At 38.9% G+C, this 17,770-nt stretch carries 18 protein-coding genes and 1 pseudogene; 15 read left to right on the top strand and 4 right to left on the bottom strand.

The features are described 5' to 3' along the window. The first annotated feature begins 219 nt into the window (after positions 1-219). The 3 genes from MKZ26_RS02875 (at position 220) to MKZ26_RS02865 (ending at position 3,016) form a co-directional block, all read left to right on the top strand. The gene (locus MKZ26_RS02875) at positions 220-951 is read left to right on the top strand and encodes a hypothetical protein (RefSeq protein WP_340764259.1); all 732 of its coding nucleotides are present in this window, start codon (positions 220-222) and stop codon (positions 949-951) included. A 113-nt stretch (positions 952-1,064) separates the two neighbouring features. Beyond that, positions 1,065-2,414 (top strand): 3-phosphoshikimate 1-carboxyvinyltransferase, encoded by a 1,350-nt coding sequence (gene aroA / locus MKZ26_RS02870; protein ID WP_340764256.1) that lies wholly within the window; start codon positions 1,065-1,067, stop codon positions 2,412-2,414. 110 nt (positions 2,415-2,524) lie between these two features. Then, complete coding sequence (locus MKZ26_RS02865; protein ID WP_340764255.1) at positions 2,525-3,016, top strand: VOC family protein; 492 nt, start codon at positions 2,525-2,527, stop codon at positions 3,014-3,016. A 114-nt stretch (positions 3,017-3,130) separates the two neighbouring features. Here MKZ26_RS02865 and MKZ26_RS02860 read toward each other — a convergent pair. Beyond that, positions 3,131-3,310, bottom strand: a pseudogene (locus MKZ26_RS02860) (cysteine hydrolase); the annotation flags it as partial. A gap of 42 nt (positions 3,311-3,352) precedes the next feature. Here MKZ26_RS02860 and MKZ26_RS02855 point away from each other — a divergent pair. From MKZ26_RS02855 to MKZ26_RS02845, 3 genes are read left to right on the top strand one after another with little or no spacing between them, the layout of a single operon-like run. Further along, positions 3,353-4,405 (top strand): DUF1835 domain-containing protein, encoded by a 1,053-nt coding sequence (locus MKZ26_RS02855; RefSeq protein WP_340764254.1) that lies wholly within the window; start codon positions 3,353-3,355, stop codon positions 4,403-4,405. After that, a complete protein-coding gene (locus MKZ26_RS02850) occupies positions 4,395-5,387 on the top strand; it encodes a zinc-dependent alcohol dehydrogenase family protein (protein ID WP_340764252.1) in 993 nt (330 codons plus the stop codon). The genes MKZ26_RS02855 and MKZ26_RS02850 overlap by 11 nt, the downstream gene beginning before the upstream one ends. Before the next feature lie 55 nt (positions 5,388-5,442). After that, entirely contained in the window at positions 5,443-5,571 is a 129-nt protein-coding gene (locus tag MKZ26_RS02845; RefSeq protein ID WP_340742114.1) for a hypothetical protein, read from the top strand. A gap of 80 nt (positions 5,572-5,651) precedes the next feature. Here the strand turns inward: MKZ26_RS02845 and MKZ26_RS02840 are convergent, their stop codons facing one another. Continuing rightward, complete coding sequence (locus MKZ26_RS02840; RefSeq protein ID WP_340764250.1) at positions 5,652-6,749, bottom strand: tyrosine-type recombinase/integrase; 1,098 nt, start codon at positions 6,747-6,749, stop codon at positions 5,652-5,654. Between the two features lie 630 nt (positions 6,750-7,379). Between MKZ26_RS02840 and MKZ26_RS02835 the strand changes: the two genes are divergently transcribed. The 3 genes from MKZ26_RS02835 to MKZ26_RS02825 all read left to right on the top strand — a co-directional run bounded on the left by MKZ26_RS02835 (position 7,380) and on the right by MKZ26_RS02825 (position 9,690). After that, complete coding sequence (locus MKZ26_RS02835) at positions 7,380-8,366, top strand: helix-turn-helix domain-containing protein (protein WP_340764249.1); 987 nt, start codon at positions 7,380-7,382, stop codon at positions 8,364-8,366. A 287-nt stretch (positions 8,367-8,653) separates the two neighbouring features. Beyond that, the gene (locus MKZ26_RS02830) at positions 8,654-9,091 is read left to right on the top strand and encodes a GNAT family N-acetyltransferase (protein WP_340764247.1); all 438 of its coding nucleotides are present in this window, start codon (positions 8,654-8,656) and stop codon (positions 9,089-9,091) included. 116 nt (positions 9,092-9,207) lie between these two features. Further along, complete coding sequence (locus MKZ26_RS02825) at positions 9,208-9,690, top strand: methylated-DNA--[protein]-cysteine S-methyltransferase (protein ID WP_340764244.1); 483 nt, start codon at positions 9,208-9,210, stop codon at positions 9,688-9,690. Between the two features lie 402 nt (positions 9,691-10,092). Here MKZ26_RS02825 and MKZ26_RS02820 read toward each other — a convergent pair whose 3' ends face one another. Beyond that, positions 10,093-10,542, bottom strand: coding sequence for a DUF4362 domain-containing protein (locus tag MKZ26_RS02820; RefSeq protein ID WP_340764243.1), 450 nt, complete (start codon positions 10,540-10,542; stop codon positions 10,093-10,095). 189 nt (positions 10,543-10,731) lie between these two features. Here MKZ26_RS02820 and MKZ26_RS02815 point away from each other — a divergent pair, with 189 nt between their 5' ends. From MKZ26_RS02815 to MKZ26_RS02795, 5 genes are all read left to right on the top strand, one after another. Then, entirely contained in the window at positions 10,732-12,486 is a 1,755-nt protein-coding gene (locus tag MKZ26_RS02815; RefSeq protein WP_340764241.1) for an ABC transporter transmembrane domain-containing protein, read from the top strand. After that, positions 12,486-14,273 (top strand): ABC transporter ATP-binding protein, encoded by a 1,788-nt coding sequence (locus tag MKZ26_RS02810; protein ID WP_340764239.1) that lies wholly within the window; start codon positions 12,486-12,488, stop codon positions 14,271-14,273. The genes MKZ26_RS02815 and MKZ26_RS02810 overlap by 1 nt, the downstream gene beginning before the upstream one ends. Before the next feature lie 308 nt (positions 14,274-14,581). Continuing rightward, positions 14,582-15,292 carry a cytochrome c biogenesis CcdA family protein gene (locus MKZ26_RS02805; RefSeq protein ID WP_340764238.1) on the top strand — a complete coding sequence of 237 codons (711 nt, stop codon included), beginning with the start codon at positions 14,582-14,584 and terminating at the stop codon, positions 15,290-15,292. A gap of 20 nt (positions 15,293-15,312) precedes the next feature. Next, positions 15,313-15,621: a thioredoxin family protein gene (locus MKZ26_RS02800; RefSeq protein ID WP_340764236.1), complete on the top strand. Its 309-nt coding sequence runs from the start codon at positions 15,313-15,315 to the stop codon at positions 15,619-15,621. Then, entirely contained in the window at positions 15,618-16,142 is a 525-nt protein-coding gene (locus MKZ26_RS02795) for a CcdC family protein (RefSeq protein WP_340764235.1), read from the top strand. Before MKZ26_RS02800 ends, MKZ26_RS02795 begins: the two co-directional genes overlap by 4 nt. A 104-nt stretch (positions 16,143-16,246) precedes the next feature. On the opposite strand, the gene MKZ26_RS02790 is transcribed toward MKZ26_RS02795, so the two are convergent. After that, the gene (locus MKZ26_RS02790; protein ID WP_156476164.1) at positions 16,247-16,654 is read right to left on the bottom strand and encodes a DUF2621 domain-containing protein; all 408 of its coding nucleotides are present in this window, start codon (positions 16,652-16,654) and stop codon (positions 16,247-16,249) included. A gap of 504 nt (positions 16,655-17,158) precedes the next feature. On the opposite strand from MKZ26_RS02790, the gene MKZ26_RS02785 reads away from it, so the two are divergent. Then, on the top strand, positions 17,159-17,752 hold the full coding sequence (locus MKZ26_RS02785; RefSeq protein ID WP_067209282.1) for an SCO family protein: 594 nt from the start codon (positions 17,159-17,161) through the stop codon (positions 17,750-17,752). The last annotated feature ends 18 nt before the right edge of the window (positions 17,753-17,770 follow it).

Raw genomic sequence — 17,770 nt, 5'->3', positions numbered from 1 at the left:
TATTCACGATAAACGAAACCTCGCTAGTGCATATAAAAATACAACGCTCGCTACTAGTTTGTTCTCCACTTATAAAACACTCCCGTATAAAGTATTACTGACATCTACTAAGGAGGAGGGATAGCTTGAAATGAGGAAGAAACATCGCAACCGATAATAATATTGATATATGTACTAGCGAGGTGTATGATTATTAAAAATATTAGGGGTTGTCTAATTATGAAGTTACCTTCGTTTCAGCAAGCTGTTGGATTTAGTGTTGGTGATGCCCTATCCTTGTTCTTGTTAAGAACTATTCTTGAACGAGAAAATTATTCAAAAGCACTCTATGAACACTTCAACTTGGATTTCCCAGGACGTTCCGTTTCCTATGAATATGTCGCACGTACTACCAACGCTTTAGAAAATAATGGTTTTCTTTTTTCCCGAACAGAAGGCCGTAAAAAGGTCTTTCAAATTACTGAAAAAGGAAAAGCTCGTCTTCTGGAATACGAAACTATTTATGCACTTCGCTTTAGTGAAGTTTCGACTGTCATAGATAGGTTCTATTACTTTTTAACTAAAAATGGATCACTACCACATGCCTCGATTGAGCCACTACACGAAGACTTTAGATTATTTATATCAAAATTGCTATCTGTAAAGGATGTTGTACGATTTATGGCTCTGCGACTTAGCTTAAATCGTCAATCTTTTCATATGGCCGAAGTTCAGGAGCAATTGAATAGTTTGTTTGGTTGGTCTCCATCTAATGGCTATTTGTACAATATAGCGCGTGAAATGGAAGAAACAAATTTATTGGTTGGTTTCTGGCCAGATGAAAGAAGAACTATTCGCAAATTATATAAAACGGATGAAAGTGAACAATTCTACATAATCGTATCAGCTTCATTGACTGAACGAATCATCCAAGTTCGTAGATACTTACATTACGTTTTAAAAATGGTATGAATTACACATCTATTTAGCATATTTGTAATTGAAATAAACACAAGTAGTGTAGTTTTATGATAAAGTACTAGTAAGATATATCGGAAAATTCAATCTCGGGAAGGGTGTTTAATTTGAGTAATGTAGATTTGAAAGCACGGTCACCGTGGTCAACCTTAAATCAAGTTCAAAGTGTAAGTCTATCTCCACCTGAAGTGCAATCCATTAACGGTGAAATAAGCATACCAGGGAGTAAAAGTCTTACGAATAGAGCGTTGATACTAGCAGCTTTAGCTAACGGAACTTCAACATTATCCGGAATCTTAAAAAGTGATGATTCATATTGGTGTATCGATGTACTCAATAGCCTTGGCATCAAGACCGAACTAGAAGGGGATACGATTACCGTTCATGGCAATAATGCAGTTTGGTCAAATGAAAATGCAGACTTATACATTGGGGCTGCAGGTACGATTGCTCGTTTTCTTCCTGGTGCATTAGCAGTTGCGAAAAACGGAAATTGGGTTATTGAGGCAAGTAACAGTATGAGTGAACGGCCAGTAAAACCTTTAATAGACGTACTTACCGCAATGGGAGCAAAGATCGACTATCTGGATAAAGACGGTTATTTCCCTCTCCGTATAATAGCAAATGAACTCACGGGAGGTTCAGTTAGTATTTCTGGAAAGATTTCAAGTCAATTTATAAGTGGCGTGCTACTGGCAAGTCCGTATGCAAAAAAAGCTGTAACTGTAACGATCCCTGATCACATTGTTCAGCCAGACTACGTTGAAATAACACTAAATCTAATGGAGAAATTCGGAGTACAAGCCCAATTTACTGAAGACCTTAGGGAAATTGTTATTCCTCAATCAGAATACAAGAGCTGTGATCTCGATTTAGAAGCAGATGCTTCAACTGCAAGTTATTTTTTAGCCTTAGCAGCTATTACGAATGGTCGCATTAAGATTACCAATCTTTCACCCGAAAACAGTCAACCTGATATTAATATGATTAATGTCTATGAAAAAATGGGGTGCACTGTTACTAGAGGAGAAGGCTTTATTGAGTTAGTTGGAACACCTACGTTGAAGGGCGGGTTTGAGATTAGCATGCTCGATATGTCAGATCAGACGTTGACACTAGCCACAATCGCTCCATTTGCAACGGGTCCGATTACTATACGAGATGTGGAACATATTCGCTATCATGAATCCGACCGAATTAGCGCTATTTGTACAGAATTACAAAAGTTAGGCATTAAAGTCGAAGAGTATAAAGACGGGTTAACCGTTTACCCAGGAACACCACATGCTGCAACATTGGATTCCTATGACGATCATCGAGTGGCAATGTCATTAGCATTGATTGGCGCAAAGGTTCCAGGGGTAGTCATTAATGATCCAGGGTGTGTGTCAAAGACTTGTCCAACTTTTTTTGACTTACTGCAGCAATTAGGTGTGAATGTTGAGTATTCAAATTGATTGGTTGAATAAGGGCTTTTGATCAAGAGAGTATTCATGCAATCGAGAAAAGCATTGCTACGAACAGGGAATTAACCAGTTGAAAACAAATAGGAGATAATGAAAATAATATGATTAAAGGATTATACGAAGCCCATTTACCCGTAAGTGACCTAGAACGCTCAATTAAATTTTATGAAAGTTTAGGATTAGAATTTGACCATAGAATAGAGGCTCGAGTAGCATTCCTATGGATAGAAAAAGACAAAAGTTGGTTAGGTTTATGGCAAACAGACAAAGTAAATCTCGACTATCACCCATCAATCCGACATATTGCTTTCCATGTAGAACTAGAAGATTTACGGAATTCGCGAAAATGGCTTGCAGAAAGAAATATCGAGGCTAAAAAAGCGTTTGGTTTTGAACCAATCGAACCATTCGTTATGCCTAACGAGAGATATGGTCATGCCAAAATACATTTTAATGATCCAGATGGAAACAGTTTAGAATTTATCTGTAAAGTGGAGAAAAACGACCCTAACTTAACCAGTAATATGTATTTGAGTGATTGGGAGAAAGCTAATTTCACTCCTAAAGGGGTAGCGTTAGCAAATCCGAAATAATAATCCGGATTTCTTAGTGTTGTCAGCAAGAAATTAAGCTTTATTTACTTCATAAAAGCATCAGATTCTTGTTGAATAGAACCCGCATATTTTAGTATAGCTTTTAGTTAAATTCTACCTATATGAGTTATGGATTGGACGAAATAAGTCTTCATCTACATTTCTGTCAACTGAAAAGTGTTCGACATTGTAATGTACTAGTATGATTTGCTCCGCATTTAAAACCTTATTGTCCGTTGTTGAATGCCCACTGCCAACTAATGTTATATCTAAACAGCCCATAACGACAACATGTTAATTTAGTTGAGATCATAAATGATAAAGGAGTGGACATTATTGGACAATACCAACCAGCTCAAACAGGCGATAACCAAATTAAGCGATATAGACGCCAAGTCGTTGCTTTTTCAACTGTTTTTACAAGCTGAAACGAATGAGCCGGGACAATTTGTCAAAAAATTACGCGAAATAAAACAATCGCTAATGATTGCACAACCAGCTGGTCATCCACAAACAGTACATATTGTTTGTGGTAATTCGACAGCTGGTAGCTTACAAGTTGCATTTCATGGCACTGCTTATGAAGAAACTGAAGAGGTCCTTGTATTACCTGATATTTTATCGGTTGGTCCTGTGAAAGGCTTGCATACAAAAGAAGGGATTCAAGCGCGCTTTCAGTGGTTGAAAGATCGATACCAAGATGCAATCAATGAGCGGGATGCATATATGCATGGGATGACAGAAGCCATTGATAGAATCAAAGCAATTCCATCCTATCAAGATATTGTGATCTGGACAGGCAATAACGCCCATGAACAATCTGGATTACGTATTGTCCTTGCATTGCTGAAAGACAAATGGAATACCGTTTCTATCCTCAATACCTTTACTGCTTTCCATGAGCTCTATACATATCCTGCGCTAGCAGAAGAGAACTATCCGCAAACGTCAAATGGGCAGGATTTATTATTATTTTACGAGCAATTCGACATGCGGCCTGTACGGCCGGAAAAGCGAGAAGCCTTATGCAAGGAAGGCTGGAACATGTTGCTTGAAGAAGGCCGTAGTATGCTGTCCAATGAACCATATCTTATTCGTACATGGGGGGACAATGAGCTCTGGCATAATACGAATATAGATTGTGATGATGACTTCATCATTACTTGTGCCAATAGGATGCATGCAGAAGAGGAAACGTTCGATTTTATCAAAGCCGCGCGTGTTGTTGGTGAAGTATGTGGCCATATGGAACAATACAGGGGGATTGAATGGATCGAGTACCGGCTTCGTTGTTTAATCGAGCAGGGGATCTTTGAGTATGAAGGGGACTTGAAGGCGATGCGGTTATATCAAGTTAAGTTAAAGATGGTTGATTCATTTGTTGGCTAAATGCATAACATTTCACGAATTTGGAAATCCAGAAGAGGTTTTAAAATTCGAGGACAAAAACATTCAACCTCCTTTGAAAGGCGAGTTCCTTGTGAGAATGAAGATACGCCCTATCAATCCTTCTGATTTAATTCCTATTAAGGGTGCGTATTCACATCGTATTTCTTTGCCAGGCATTCCTGGTTACGAAGGTGTTGGTATTGTAGAAGAGGTAGGACCTGGGGTTTCCCAACAATTTATAGGCAGGCGTGTTCTGCCATTGCGAGGGGAAGGGACATGGCAGGAATATGTTAGAACAGCAGCAGATTTGGCCGTACCTTTACCAAATACAATAGACGATTTTACAGCTGCGCAATTATATATCAATCCCTTAACCGCATGGATCATATGTACAGAGGAACTAAAGTTAAAACAGGGGGATACTTTACTCGTCAATGCTTGCGGTTCTGCGATTGGGCGCATATATGCTCAGTTATCCAAAATTATAGGTTTTCGACTGATTGCTGTCACAAGAAATAATGCCTATACAGAGGAGTTACTTCAACTGGGAGCTGACCATGTCATAAACACTTCAGAAACTTCATTACATATCCTAGTTATGGAGCTTACAAATGGCTATGGTGCAACGGCTGCCATCGATTCGATTGGCGGATTTGAAGGTACGGAGTTAGCATTTTGTGTTAAATCCAATGGGGTATTAGTTACGATTGGTCTTTTGTCAGGAGAACCTATAGACTGGGCAGCCATTTCGAATAAGTCAAAGGTACATATTAAATTATTCCATCTACGACATTGGAATCAACGGGTTTCAGTACAGACATGGCATGAAACATTTAACCACATAATCGAATTGATACAGAACAAATGGTTAAGACTGATGAAACCGGAATTTCAATTTGATCTACTGGATGTACAGGAAGCCATTCGTATCGCGGAATCCTCGAAAAGTAATAGAGGGAAGGTCTTTTTAACGAGTATTTAAGTTGGAAGACGTCTAAAGAACGTATATATGGTGTAATTGAATAGGTAGCTCAAGGGTGGTCGGCACACTCCCAGAAAAGAGGATTCTTCCTCAACATGCATACGAAAAAACGCTAGCAGCAAAAATTGCAGAATTGACCGTGATTGAACTGGATGAAGTATTAAGAATTATTGGAACATCATAATTAATACCTACTCATTCAATTCAAGCAAAAAGGTAGCACCTCCGTCATTCTAAAGACGGAGGTGCTACCTTTTTTCGCCCCTAAATATACTCCCCAAAACCTTCCGATTTCCACGAATGAATTGCATGACGTTCCTTCTCGAAGACCTTTTCCAAGTAAATCATTGTCGTTTCAATCTTCTCGTGTCCAAGGGATCGCATGATGTCGTAAATATCTACGCCATTTAGTTTTGAGATGATTGCGAAGGCATGGCGGAATACGTGTGGGGTGATCTTCATCGTTTGATCCGATAACTTCAGCTGTTCTAAGCTTGTAATCTCCTTTTTCACATACTGCGATAAATATGAGGGGGAATATGCTCGTCCTGTATTCGTTGTAAAAAGCGGATCATCCAGATGCGCTCGTTCGATTGGCAATAGGCCCCGTGCATTGCGAAAACTATGAATGCTATGGACCACTTTCTCTTTCAACGGAACATGCCGTCTCTTATTCCCTTTCCCCAACACATCCAAATAATAGCCGCCTTGAATAGAATCCACATTTAAGTCTTTCACCTGCAAGGTACAAAATTCTTCATTCCGAATTCCGGTTGTTGTTAAGACGTGAATAATCGTAAACATGATTGGTTGCTGCATGTCTCTAAATGTGTTCAGTAGCATTACGACATCGACTGGTCCTAAATCCCGATTAGGTCGATCATCTTTTCGAACGGTCGCAATCCGTAATCCCTGTTGAATCGGTTCCTGAATATAGCCCACACGATGCAGAAATGCAAAAAATGCTTTGAGTATCGTTGTTTTCCGTTCTAGCGTTGCAGGGGAGTATGCCCCTTTGCTCACCACATATGGACTTTCAGTTGCTAACCACTCTTGATACCTTCTTAAATGACGTGATTGAAGTGATTTAAACAGAGAACCTTCTATTATATAGGCGACATCTACATCAATTTCTGTACTGTATGTAAAGAGCTGTTCGATGAAGAGCAAAAGTTCACGCTCATACTCTCTAACTGTCCTCTCCGTCCGATCATTTTTTTGGTTCAAGTGGCGGCGTTCGTAAAGAAACCATTTCATCATGTCTGGATCCGTAAAATCATGAAAAGCCTTTTGTCCATCTTTCTCTGCTTCATCTAAACGATTTTGAAGAGCCGGCAAAGTTGATAGATCCTGTAGCTCCATTTTTAAAACACTTATTTGCAACTGTTTAGTTACACTCACTGAAAATACGATAGACTTAACACCCCTTTATTCAATTCACCAAAATACGCATTATGTCTTTTTAGAATCCAATCATTATTTTTAACACCAATTCCACCTTTTAAGTCAAACTATTTATAATAAAATAAAAAGTTAGTATGTACCGCAAATAATTCAAAAATAGTCAGTTACAACTATTATATCCACCTTTAAAATAGTAAAGATTAAACACTTTGTATTCAAAATCTATATATTTCTAACAAGTCTCTATAGAAATGAAATCTACATGAAAACAGATACAATAATTTTCAATTAACCTATCTATTTTAACACAACTTTAATATAACATAAAAAAACAGTTCCTTTGTTTATGTATAATATTTTATTGATTAAATTCTATTGTATTTCGATATGATATTAAGTTGCTATTAAAGTTAAGTTATTTTATAGTATATAAGAATTGAATTTATTATTAATCTAATTAAGTCACTGACTTTATCATTGCGAAATTATTTGAATTACTAAATAGAATTTAGGCTATGTCAAATAAAGTAGTAACGCTCATTTAATTTTATTTATGAAGTTTATATACTTAAGACAGGAGAGATTGAATTGAATGATTGGTACACAAGACAAGAGGTAGCGGATATACTTGGTATATCGAAGGCTACTGTCTACCACTATGCGAAACAAAAGAAAATCATTAAAATAGAAGACCCACATCGCCTGATACGAGAAGTGAGGTACAAACGGGAAGAAGTCGACACACTTGCTGCAGAACGACAACGCAATCAACCGATGGGGCTTCGGCCTTCTGAACTCGCTAAACAATTGGGCGTGACAACGCAGCGCATATATGCCTTAATTCGAGAAACTGATTTACCCGTTGATGAATTGCCTGTTGGAGATGAACGCACAATCTATTCCATTCCAGATGAAACGGCGGTATGGATCACACAAGAAATCGAACGGACAGCGTCTGTGCGGGGGACACGGGTTGAATTTTATGATGCTAAATTTGATATCGTACTATACCAGCTTTTCCGTACACAACAGGGACAAGATATGCGTGTATTGCGCAACGACAACCAGGAATGGGGCTTCTATTTGCAATCGCGGACATGGATTCCTTTTACGAATGGTATCCATATTTATCAGTATGAAGCGGTGTATCCGATTCATCGTCCGAATAGTAGAGTTAAAGGGTATACAGACTTTTCACTACCAAAAGACTTACAGGAATCGTTTGATTTCCTTGATTTCGTCTATCAAATATGGGGGATTGAAAACATTCGCATCCGTGAGCACGACACACATATTGATTTGTCGATAAAAAGCGGAGAAATTGAGCTATCGATACCTGTTCCGGAGATACTTACAGAAAGTATTATTAAGAGATTTCTCGTTTTAGGCGATGTTGTAATCAAAGAAGGCGAGTGGACGCTTATTAGCGGATACAGGCGCACAACATTTGATTTACCAAACAATCTGCTGGATAAATTACAGGAGATTGCCAAAGAAAAAGACCAGTCAATGAGTGAATATGTGGAAGAGGCATTGCGGGAGAAATTTGAAAGGGAAGAGAAAATGGAATTATAAGTATTTTAAAGTAATCAAATAACGAGCTGATATTTAGCTCGTTTTTTGTTATGAGGATTATATAAGGACAATGTGGCAAATTAAGTGGTATAGAAAGCTAAACAAATTCAAGGCGCATAATATTATTATGTAAACTATTGTTTGTTTTTTACCTGGGATAACAGTTCAAAGAAAAAATCAAACTATAAGTTGGACAAAAAGAAAGGCTGGTTCGAGGACAATTGCAAATCAATTTGTGGTAAAGTTGATTAATTCAGAAATATAATAATTATAAGGGAGATTCACGTATGAGCATTCTAAAAGCAACAGGAAATGACCTTGATTCATTAGCAGAGCTGTTGGACTTATACAGAGTATTTTATCAACAAAAATCAAATATTAATGGTGCAAAAGAGTTTATTAAAGACAGATTAAGCAACGAGGAATCTGTTATTTTTATAGCCTTTGATGAAAATAATCCTATTGGCTTTGTTCAATTATATCCTTCTTTTTCATCTGTTAGTCTCAAGCGGACTTGGATCTTAAACGATTTGTATGTAATGGAAAGTGTTCGTGGCAAAGGGTTTGGCGAAAAGTTAATTAAAAAAGCCATTGCATTTGCAGCGGATACAGGTGCAAAAGGAGTATTACTTGAGACCAATATAGAAAATGTACCAGCACAAAAGCTTTATGAAAAAATCGGTTTTACGAAAGAAAAAAACTACTTCTACTTCTTTTCAATTTGAGAAAATACAAGTACCCATTAAATATCTAACAAAGAAAATCAAAAGAAGTTTTAGGAGGGACTTAATACAATCCGAAAGTCGTCATTATCAGCATTCTTATCTGCGGAGGTTCTTACATGAGTAAACTACATAAACTAGATTATGAATCACCGATTGGAGTAATTGAAATAATAGGTACAGATGAGGCTATTTATTCAATAATGTTTTCTGAAGAGGATAGTGTGACAAATAGGAAGCAAGCAGAAACTCCTGCGTCTTTAGTGGATTGCTATGATCAAATTGAGCAATATTTTAAAGGTGAGCGTCACGAGTTTACATTTCCTTACAAATTCGAAGGAACAGACTTTCAAAAATCAGTTTGGAACGCTTTGACAAAAGTATCCTGTGCTGAAACGGTATCCTACAAAGATATTGCTGTTTCAATTGGGAATGAAAAAGCCGTCAGGGCAGTAGGAACTGCAAACGGAAAAAACAAGCTAAGTATCGTGATTCCTTGTCATCGAATTATCGGGTCTAATGGGAAATTAACAGGTTATGCAGGTGGTTTGTGGAGAAAGGAATGGTTACTTCAGCATGAGAGGACCTTTTACAAGGCCTGACCCACATCCTCTGGGACAGTGTTGTTCGTGAACTCTTTCAAGCAATCGTCCTTATGATCGCTCCGCTATTCTAATCGCATTAGCACAAATGAAATAATCCGCCCTTGAGTCACCAAGAAAATGAGCGGATTATTCTGTAGAGTTTGCTGATCGCCTTTGGAGCGATATTATGTTATTAAAGATCGTTTGGTAGTTGCACATCAAACGGTCTTTTTACTGTATATTACTTTACCAATGATATCCGTGTACTCTTCGCATTTTGGTAAAAGAACTCTTAATCTGTTTTCTTTTGTGTCAGAATCAATACCAGAAGAAAGGGAGTACCAGATGTGGATGCCACTACAAGAAGTGTTGGAAAATCATTCATTGTATAAAAGTCCAATTAGTATCCATCAGCCATACCTAATGCCCGTGTTCGTCCACATGCTCTTTCGACACACTTAGAATCGTAAAGCTTTCAGCGGATGAATCACATCCTTTAAGTGTGTAGATAAATAATTGTTGCCCTTCCTCTTCTAGGAGATCCGTACATGTCATGTTCGTTTTAACGGAATCCTTCCCTCTATTTTTATTTTTTGAACGATCTATCTCCAAGTGGATCGTGGAGTCTTGAAAAGAAAGATTATATACTGTTGGATCTCCTTCAAGCGTGTAATTCGCAATACGGACTGTAGCCGCTTCCTCCATCTCCATACTTTCCAAGAACGATTCAAACGCCGGATAGTTATAGACAGGCCCGTGCATATTGACGACATCACCGTTTAGAACAGCTTTTTCACTAGTATACGAACAAGCTGAACTGACTATCATGGCTATTAGTACAAGTAAATATATGTGTATTTTGTTCCTCATATTTATTACCTCCTTACGATCCGCTAGCGTTTCACCTCAATTATATGAAGAAGCAGCATACATTATCCCATTTTGAAAACTAATACTACTTCTGAATCCGAATTATTTGAATCTCGGACCTTTTATATTGTTCAGACTTTTGCTAAACTAATCAAAGGTCTAATTTTAATGAAAAGTAGGGGGAGTAGCGTGAAGGTTTTATTACAGCTTGGCTGGTTTTTTAAACAGCGCAAGAAGCAGTATCTTTTCGGGATTGCGATGCTTGTTTTCGTTTCCCTATTGCAATTGTTGCCTCCGAAAATTATCGGAATTGTCGTCGATGATATTACAGAGGGTTCTTTAACAGCTGAAGGGCTCACAAAATGGCTTATTATCCTAGCTGTGGCAGGTATCCTCATGTATATTGCGCGCTATTACTGGCGTGTTATGATTTTTGGTTCAGCCGTTTTGTTATCCAGAACAATGCGTGAAAAATTATTCAACCATTTCACGAGAATGTCGCCATCATTCTACCAAAAACGACGTGTGGGAGATTTAATGGCTCATGCCACAAACGATATAAATGCTGTACAGCAAACAGCCGGTATGGGGATTTTGACACTGGTCGATTCCATCTCAACAGGTGGATTTGTCATTTTGACGATGGCCATCACCATCAATTGGAAATTGACATTAATTGCACTTATTCCACTGCCATTCATGATTTTCCTGACAAGCTATTATGGAAAACTATTGCGCAAGCGATTCCGGTTTGCCCAAGAAGCATTCTCGAATTTGAATGACAAAACGCAGGAAAGTATATCTGGCATTAAGGTCATCAAAACATTTGGTCAGAAAAACGAAGATATTGAAGATTTTACAAGCTTGTCTACAGATGTCGTTGGTAAAAATATGCGTGTCGCCAAAGTAGATGCATTATTTGATCCGACGATTACAGGGATATTTGCAATTTCATACATTTTGTCTTTCTATTTTGGAACGAAGTTTATTATTGCAGGCGACATGTCAATTGGAGACATGGTAGCGTTCAGTACATACCTTGGACTACTTGTCTGGCCAATGCTTGCATTCGGCTTCCTATTTAATATTGTAGAGCGTGGAAATGCATCTTACAGCCGGATTACAGAATTGTTGTCCGTTGCACCAGAAATTAAAGACGTAACGGGTGCGATTGATAGAAGACCAGAAGGCGATTTACATTTCGATATAGACGAGTTTAAATTCCCAGGTGATGAACGTGCTGCATTACACAATGTTCACTTCACGTTAAAACGAGGAGAAACAATGGGCGTTGTGGGTAAAACAGGATCAGGTAAAACAGCGATTTTAAAGCTATTGCTTAGAGAGTTTGAAGGATACAAAGGAAGTATCGTCTATGGAGACAAACCTATCAATCAATATAAGCAGCAACGTTTAAGAGAGTCAATCGGTTATGTACCACAAGATCACTTCCTATTTTCAACGACACTTGCTGAAAATATAGCCTTTACAAACCCTAGAATTGGAACAGATAAAATTCATGAAGCTGCACGGCTTGCGCATATCCATGAAGACATTTTAGGATTTACAGAAGGATATGACACTATTGTTGGAGAACGTGGTGTATCGTTATCCGGTGGTCAGAAACAGCGAATTTCCATTGCCCGTGCATTAATCATGGAACCCGAATTACTGCTTTTGGATGATTCCTTATCGGCTGTCGACGCCAAAACGGAAGAAGCGATTTTACAATCACTCAAACAAACACGTACAGGCGAGACGACAATTATTACCTCTCACCGATTAAGTGCCCTCCAACATGCACATAAAATCATCATTCTGCATGAAGGTACGATTGTCGAAGCTGGAACGCATGAAGAACTACTCGAAATGAATGGAAGATATAAAGAAATGTATGAACTGCAGCAACTCGAAGTGCTTGTCGAACAAGGAGGCGAGGAATAATGTCAGCAGAAAAACAACCAAAATTAACAGCGAAAGATCAATGGGTTGTCTTAATAAGATTGTTGCGTTATATCATCCCTCATAAAAAGAGCGTAATTATTGCGCTTGTCTTGCTTGTTTTGACGGTCGCGGGCAGTATCGTAGGACCCTTAATTATTCAACAATTCATTGATAACCATCTAGCTACCATGAGTTTTCAAAGGAGTCTCATCACGAATATCGCAATTGTCTATATAAGTATTCAGATATTCATGGTCATCGTCTCTTATTTTCAGTTGATACGTTTCCAAGATATTGCTCTGAAAATCATTCAGCAAATGCGCATCGACGTGTTTTCAAAGGTACAAGGGCTCGGCATGCGTTATTTTGATAAAACACCTGCTGGAAGTATCGTGTCACGTGTGACGAATGATACGGAAGCAATCAAAGAAATGTTTGTCAGTGTCATTGTCACGTTTTTACAAGCTATATTTGTAATTATTGGCGTTTATATTGCATTATTTTCACTTAATGCAAAGTTGGCGTTTATTTCCTTGTTATTATTGCCTTTGTTTTTAGCCGTTATTGTCGTCTACAGACGCTATAGTGCTGATTTTTATCAAGATATTCGTGAGCGATTAAGTCAGCTCAACGCTAAAATAGCTGAATCATTATCCGGAATGGGGATGATTCAAGCCTTTAGACAGGAAGATCGGTTAGAGGCAGAATTTGATGATATTAATGAAAAACATTTCCGTGCGGGAATGCGTAACATCAAATTTGACAGTGTCCTGCTGGGCCCGGCAATCGATTTACTGTACGCTGGAGCAATCATTTTTGTACTCGGATACTTCGGATTTTTATCACTTGCCAGTCCTGTGGAAGTGGGGATACTCTATGTATTTACAACTTTGATTGGCCGTTTATTCCAACCTGTTCAACAAGTAATGCAACGATTATCTATTTTCCAACAAGCGATGGTTGCAGCATCGCGAGTCTTTAAGTTAATGGATGATCCTGATATGGAACCGGAGCAACAAGATAATAAACAAGCCGAAATTCAAAATGGTAAAATCGAATTCCGTGATGTATCGTTTTCTTATGACGGACAAGCCGACGTATTGAAAAATATTTCATTCACCGCGAATGCAGGTGAGACTGTTGCCCTCGTCGGTCATACCGGTAGCGGTAAAAGCTCCATCATCAACTTGCTAATGCGTTTCTATGAATATGAGCGTGGTGGTATTTATATCGATGATGTTTCGCTGAAAGAATACCCGAAAGAAGAACTGCGGAAGAAGACAGGACTTGTCTTGCAAGACCCGTTTCTATTCTACGGGGACATCGAAAGCAACATTCGTTTACATGATAAGGAAATGACGTCTGGGGAAGTAAGAGCAGCAGCTGAGTTCGTCCAAGCAAATGAATTCATCGAAAAACTACCAGACAAATATGCTCAAAAAGTAACAGAACGTGGCTCCACATTCTCAAGTGGGCAGCGCCAACTAGTTGCATTTGCACGTACAATCGCGACGAATCCTAAAATACTCGTTCTCGATGAAGCAACTGCCAATATCGATACAGAAACAGAAGTAGCAATTCAATCGAGCCTTGAGAAAATGAGAAAAGGGCGCACAACAATCGCAATTGCTCATAGGCTCAGCACAATTCAAGACGCAGAACTAATTCTCGTCCTGCACAAAGGCGAAATCGTCGAACGTGGAACACACCAGGAATTACTGCTAAAAAAAGGGCTCTACCATAAGATGTATCTACTTCAAAACAATATTTTGGAAGATGTTATCTGATAAATGACTTGAGCTGCAGTGGATGGCTCATGCAATGGGGAAGGGTTGAACTACCTCCTTCTATGCACCCGCAGCACGTGGCGAATTTAGATTGCCTTCATATTGTCACGAACTAAAACCGCCTGCCCATATTGGGTAGGCGGTTTTTAAGCCGATAGTATATAGGTTTTAAGTAGTCATTGCAGCGAGAGACAGAGACCTGTGACTATGTTCCGCGGAAATGTCATAAACTGTTCACAGACATATTAGACGTAATTTGACGCTTCTTTTGATACGATTGAGGAAGAAAAATTGAAGGGGAGAGAATAATGGCAACAGACTTAAATCTATTTCTCGCTTTCGGTGCCGGTTTCTTAAGTTTCATCTCTCCGTGTACATTGCCGCTGTACCCAGCATTCATTTCGTATATTACGGGCATGTCACTGGATGATCTAAAATCGGATTCGAAACGCATGAGCAGAAGCGGTACACTACATACACTGTTCTTTTTAATCGGATTTTCAATTATTTTTGTCGTACTTGGTTTCGCTACGTCGTTGGTAGGGACATTTTTTGTAGAAAATCAAGAAATACTAAGACAACTCGGGGCAGTCTTTATGGTGTTATTTGGCCTTATGATTGCTGGTGTATACACACCTAAGTTTCTTATGGGCGAAAAGAAACTACAGTTTAAAAACCGTCCTTCAGGTTATTTTGGGAGCTTATTAATTGGGCTTGCATTCGCCGCTGGTTGGACACCGTGCTCAGGACCGATAATCGGGGTAATCATGGGACTCTCTGCGACAAACCCAGGATCAGGAGTTATCTATATGCTGATGTATGTCTTCGGTTTTGCGATTCCATTCTTTGTTCTGTCGTTCTTTATAACCCGTCTCGGTTGGATTCGGAAAAATAGTGGCTTGATAATGAAAATTGGGGGCGCCGTCATGATTGCATTCGGAATTTTGCTGTTCTTCGATGGATTGACGTATTTAACAAGTTTGCTCAGCCCAATTTTCGGAGATTTCCAAGGTTTTTGAGTTAAATGGGAGGGATTCCGATGAAGCAAATCGGATCATTCGGTGAATGGATGGAATACGTTGAAAGAGAAAGAGCATTACTCCTTTTCGTGAAAACCGATAACTGTTCAGTCTGTGAGGGACTATATCCACAAGTGAAAGCACTTAAAGTAGACTTTCCAATACCATTTTATACAGTTAATGTGGCAGAAGTGCCAGAAATAGCAGGACAACTTTCGTTATTTACAGCGCCAGTTGTCCTCCTGTTCAATGAAGGGAAAGAGTATGCTCGATTTGCACGTTTTATTCGAATAGAAGAATTGAAGTATCGCTTGGGGGAAATAATATGAATGAACTAATTGAAACAGTTTTCACAAAGGTGCCCCCGGTTTACCTCATTATCGGTTCAACCGTACTTGCGCTAGTTATGGGATTGATTGCGCTGATTGTTAGGACGAAAGCGGCGAAGAGACCTGTTACCCCACTGAAGATCATCTTGCCGCCCCTCTTTATGTCGACGGGTGCGCTGATGTTCATATTCGAAGAATTTCGGGTGCCGCTGTCTCAGGTGCTAGAAGCCCTCCTTGTTGGGATACTGTTCTCAATTATCTTGATAAAAACGACAAATTTCGAACGTAAAGATGACGATATCTATATGAAACGGTCAAAAGCATTCCTATTTATTCTACTTGGGCTTCTTATTGTCCGGCTCGTCGGGAAGCTGCTTCTAAGTAATACAATAGATGTAGGGGAACTGGGCGGCATGTTCTGGATTCTTGCATTTGGCATGATTATCCCTTGGCGGATTGGTATGCTTATCAAGTACAATAAAATAAAAGAAGTTAAACAAGTAAAAGGTGTCCGCAATTAAATGCGGACACCTTTTACTTGTTCCTTAGAAAATAATGAAATCTCGCACAGGGAATAATTTAAAACTCAGAGATTTTAGATGCCCCTTGAGCCACTTTTGTTCAATCAAAATAAATGTTCATATGGAGTTAGATCAATCTTCATTTCGGCCATTTTCTTGCGCAAAAATTTATGGTCCCGTTTTGGCGTTGCTTGTATATATCCGCGGACAATAAGATCGGAATCAATTTTCTTCGCATTTTCCTCAAGTGCTATCTCGCCAATCTTACCCGCGATTTTTTGCTTCGCTACGGGGCGGAATAATTCCGGTACTGGGACAACTAGCTCATTCAACAAAAGTTTCGCCTCGTCATTCCAAAGGTGCAGAGAGCTCTCCACATAATGCTCTTCCCAGTCAAGTGTAGATTTTCCGTCCGCTTTTGGGAACACTTTCAAAAATTTCCGGAACATGAAAAAGCCGCCGATGCCGAATAGCCCTATGAGGACAACGCACCAGAAAATGATGAACCACATAAATAGATCTTGCTGCAACAGTCTTCACCTCTTCCATTCTATTCACCATTATAAGAGCTTTTGTAAAAAAACACACGGACAATGTATTCCTTTCTTTAATTTCAGACTATATAAGGACACAAAGAAGGGGATAGTCATGGCAACCCGTAAATTTAAGAATGCGGTTGGAGGAATTTATTCTGATTCTTTCGAGGTAAATGACTCTCCACTTTTCTTCATTTTATCCCGCATTAACGGGCAGTAAGATCCCCATTTCAAGTCTTCAAGGACACAAGAAGAATAAGTGGGGGATCAAGCCCCCACTCTGATTGAAGATTAACTTTATCTCTTGCAGCGAATCGAAACGAAACTTGTCGATATAGACGATGTACTCTTTTCCTTAAAAGATGAAGTGAACTTCACAAATAAGTCACGGATTCGTCATGGAAGCAATCAGCTCCTCGCTTGTTTGAAGCCATTACTTCCGATATGATGAACGTATCAATTGATAGTGGAGGAAGACAAATGAGAAAAAAACTTTTACTACCTTATGTATTACTTGTAGTGCTTATTTTAAGTGCGTGTTCTGCTGGTGGGTTCAAAGCGGAGCATAATTATAAAATTGAACCGTTTGAATTTACAAACCAGCACAATGAGAAGGTTTCATTGGATGATATGAAAGGGAAAGTATGGCTGGCACAATTTGTTTTCACTGTTTGTACAAGTGCATGTCCGCCGATGATGATGAACATGGCAGACCTTGACAAAAAACTTATTGATGAAGGCATTGAAGATTACAAAATCGTATCATTCAGTATTGATCCCGATGTGGATACGCCGGAAGCGATGCAAGATTACCTTGACTTGTATGACGTCCTGGATCAAAGCAGATGGGAAATGCTGACTGGGTATACACAAGAGAAAATTACTGACTTCGCTGCGAAGTCCTTCAAGACGCTTGTTGCTGATATACCTGATTCGGATCAGGTAATGCACGCAACTTACTTTTCTCTTGTCAATCAAAAAGGGGAAGTCGTCAAAACCTATGACGGTATGACAGATGTACCATTTGATGAAATCGTTAAGGATATGAAAGCACTTAGTAAAGAAGGTGCGTAACTAAACAAAAGCAATACT

It is taken from the genome of Sporosarcina sp. FSL K6-6792 (assembly GCF_038004885.1).
Taxonomy (GTDB): Bacteria; Bacillota; Bacilli; order Bacillales_A; family Planococcaceae; genus Sporosarcina; species Sporosarcina psychrophila.
This window is presented reverse-complemented; position numbering and strand designations above follow the sequence as displayed.

Excerpts from the sequence above, each read along its gene's own strand:
- MKZ26_RS02875 (WP_340764259.1), top strand. The coding sequence starts at position 220 with ATGAAGTTACCTTCGTTTCAGCAAGCTGTTGGATTTAGTGTTGGTGAT.
- MKZ26_RS02865 (WP_340764255.1), top strand. The coding sequence starts at position 2,525 with ATGATTAAAGGATTATACGAAGCCCATTTACCCGTAAGTGACCTAGAA.
- MKZ26_RS02840 (WP_340764250.1), bottom strand. The coding sequence starts at position 6,749 with ATGGAGCTACAGGATCTATCAACTTTGCCGGCTCTTCAAAATCGTTTA.
- MKZ26_RS02830 (WP_340764247.1), top strand. The coding sequence starts at position 8,654 with ATGAGCATTCTAAAAGCAACAGGAAATGACCTTGATTCATTAGCAGAG.
- MKZ26_RS02825 (WP_340764244.1), top strand. The coding sequence starts at position 9,208 with ATGAGTAAACTACATAAACTAGATTATGAATCACCGATTGGAGTAATT.
- MKZ26_RS02820 (WP_340764243.1), bottom strand. The coding sequence starts at position 10,542 with ATGAGGAACAAAATACACATATATTTACTTGTACTAATAGCCATGATA.
- MKZ26_RS02810 (WP_340764239.1), top strand. The coding sequence starts at position 12,486 with ATGTCAGCAGAAAAACAACCAAAATTAACAGCGAAAGATCAATGGGTT.
- MKZ26_RS02805 (WP_340764238.1), top strand. The coding sequence starts at position 14,582 with ATGGCAACAGACTTAAATCTATTTCTCGCTTTCGGTGCCGGTTTCTTA.
- MKZ26_RS02800 (WP_340764236.1), top strand. The coding sequence starts at position 15,313 with ATGAAGCAAATCGGATCATTCGGTGAATGGATGGAATACGTTGAAAGA.
- MKZ26_RS02795 (WP_340764235.1), top strand. The coding sequence starts at position 15,618 with ATGAATGAACTAATTGAAACAGTTTTCACAAAGGTGCCCCCGGTTTAC.
- MKZ26_RS02790 (WP_156476164.1), bottom strand. The coding sequence starts at position 16,654 with ATGTGGTTCATCATTTTCTGGTGCGTTGTCCTCATAGGGCTATTCGGC.
- MKZ26_RS02785 (WP_067209282.1), top strand. The coding sequence starts at position 17,159 with ATGAGAAAAAAACTTTTACTACCTTATGTATTACTTGTAGTGCTTATT.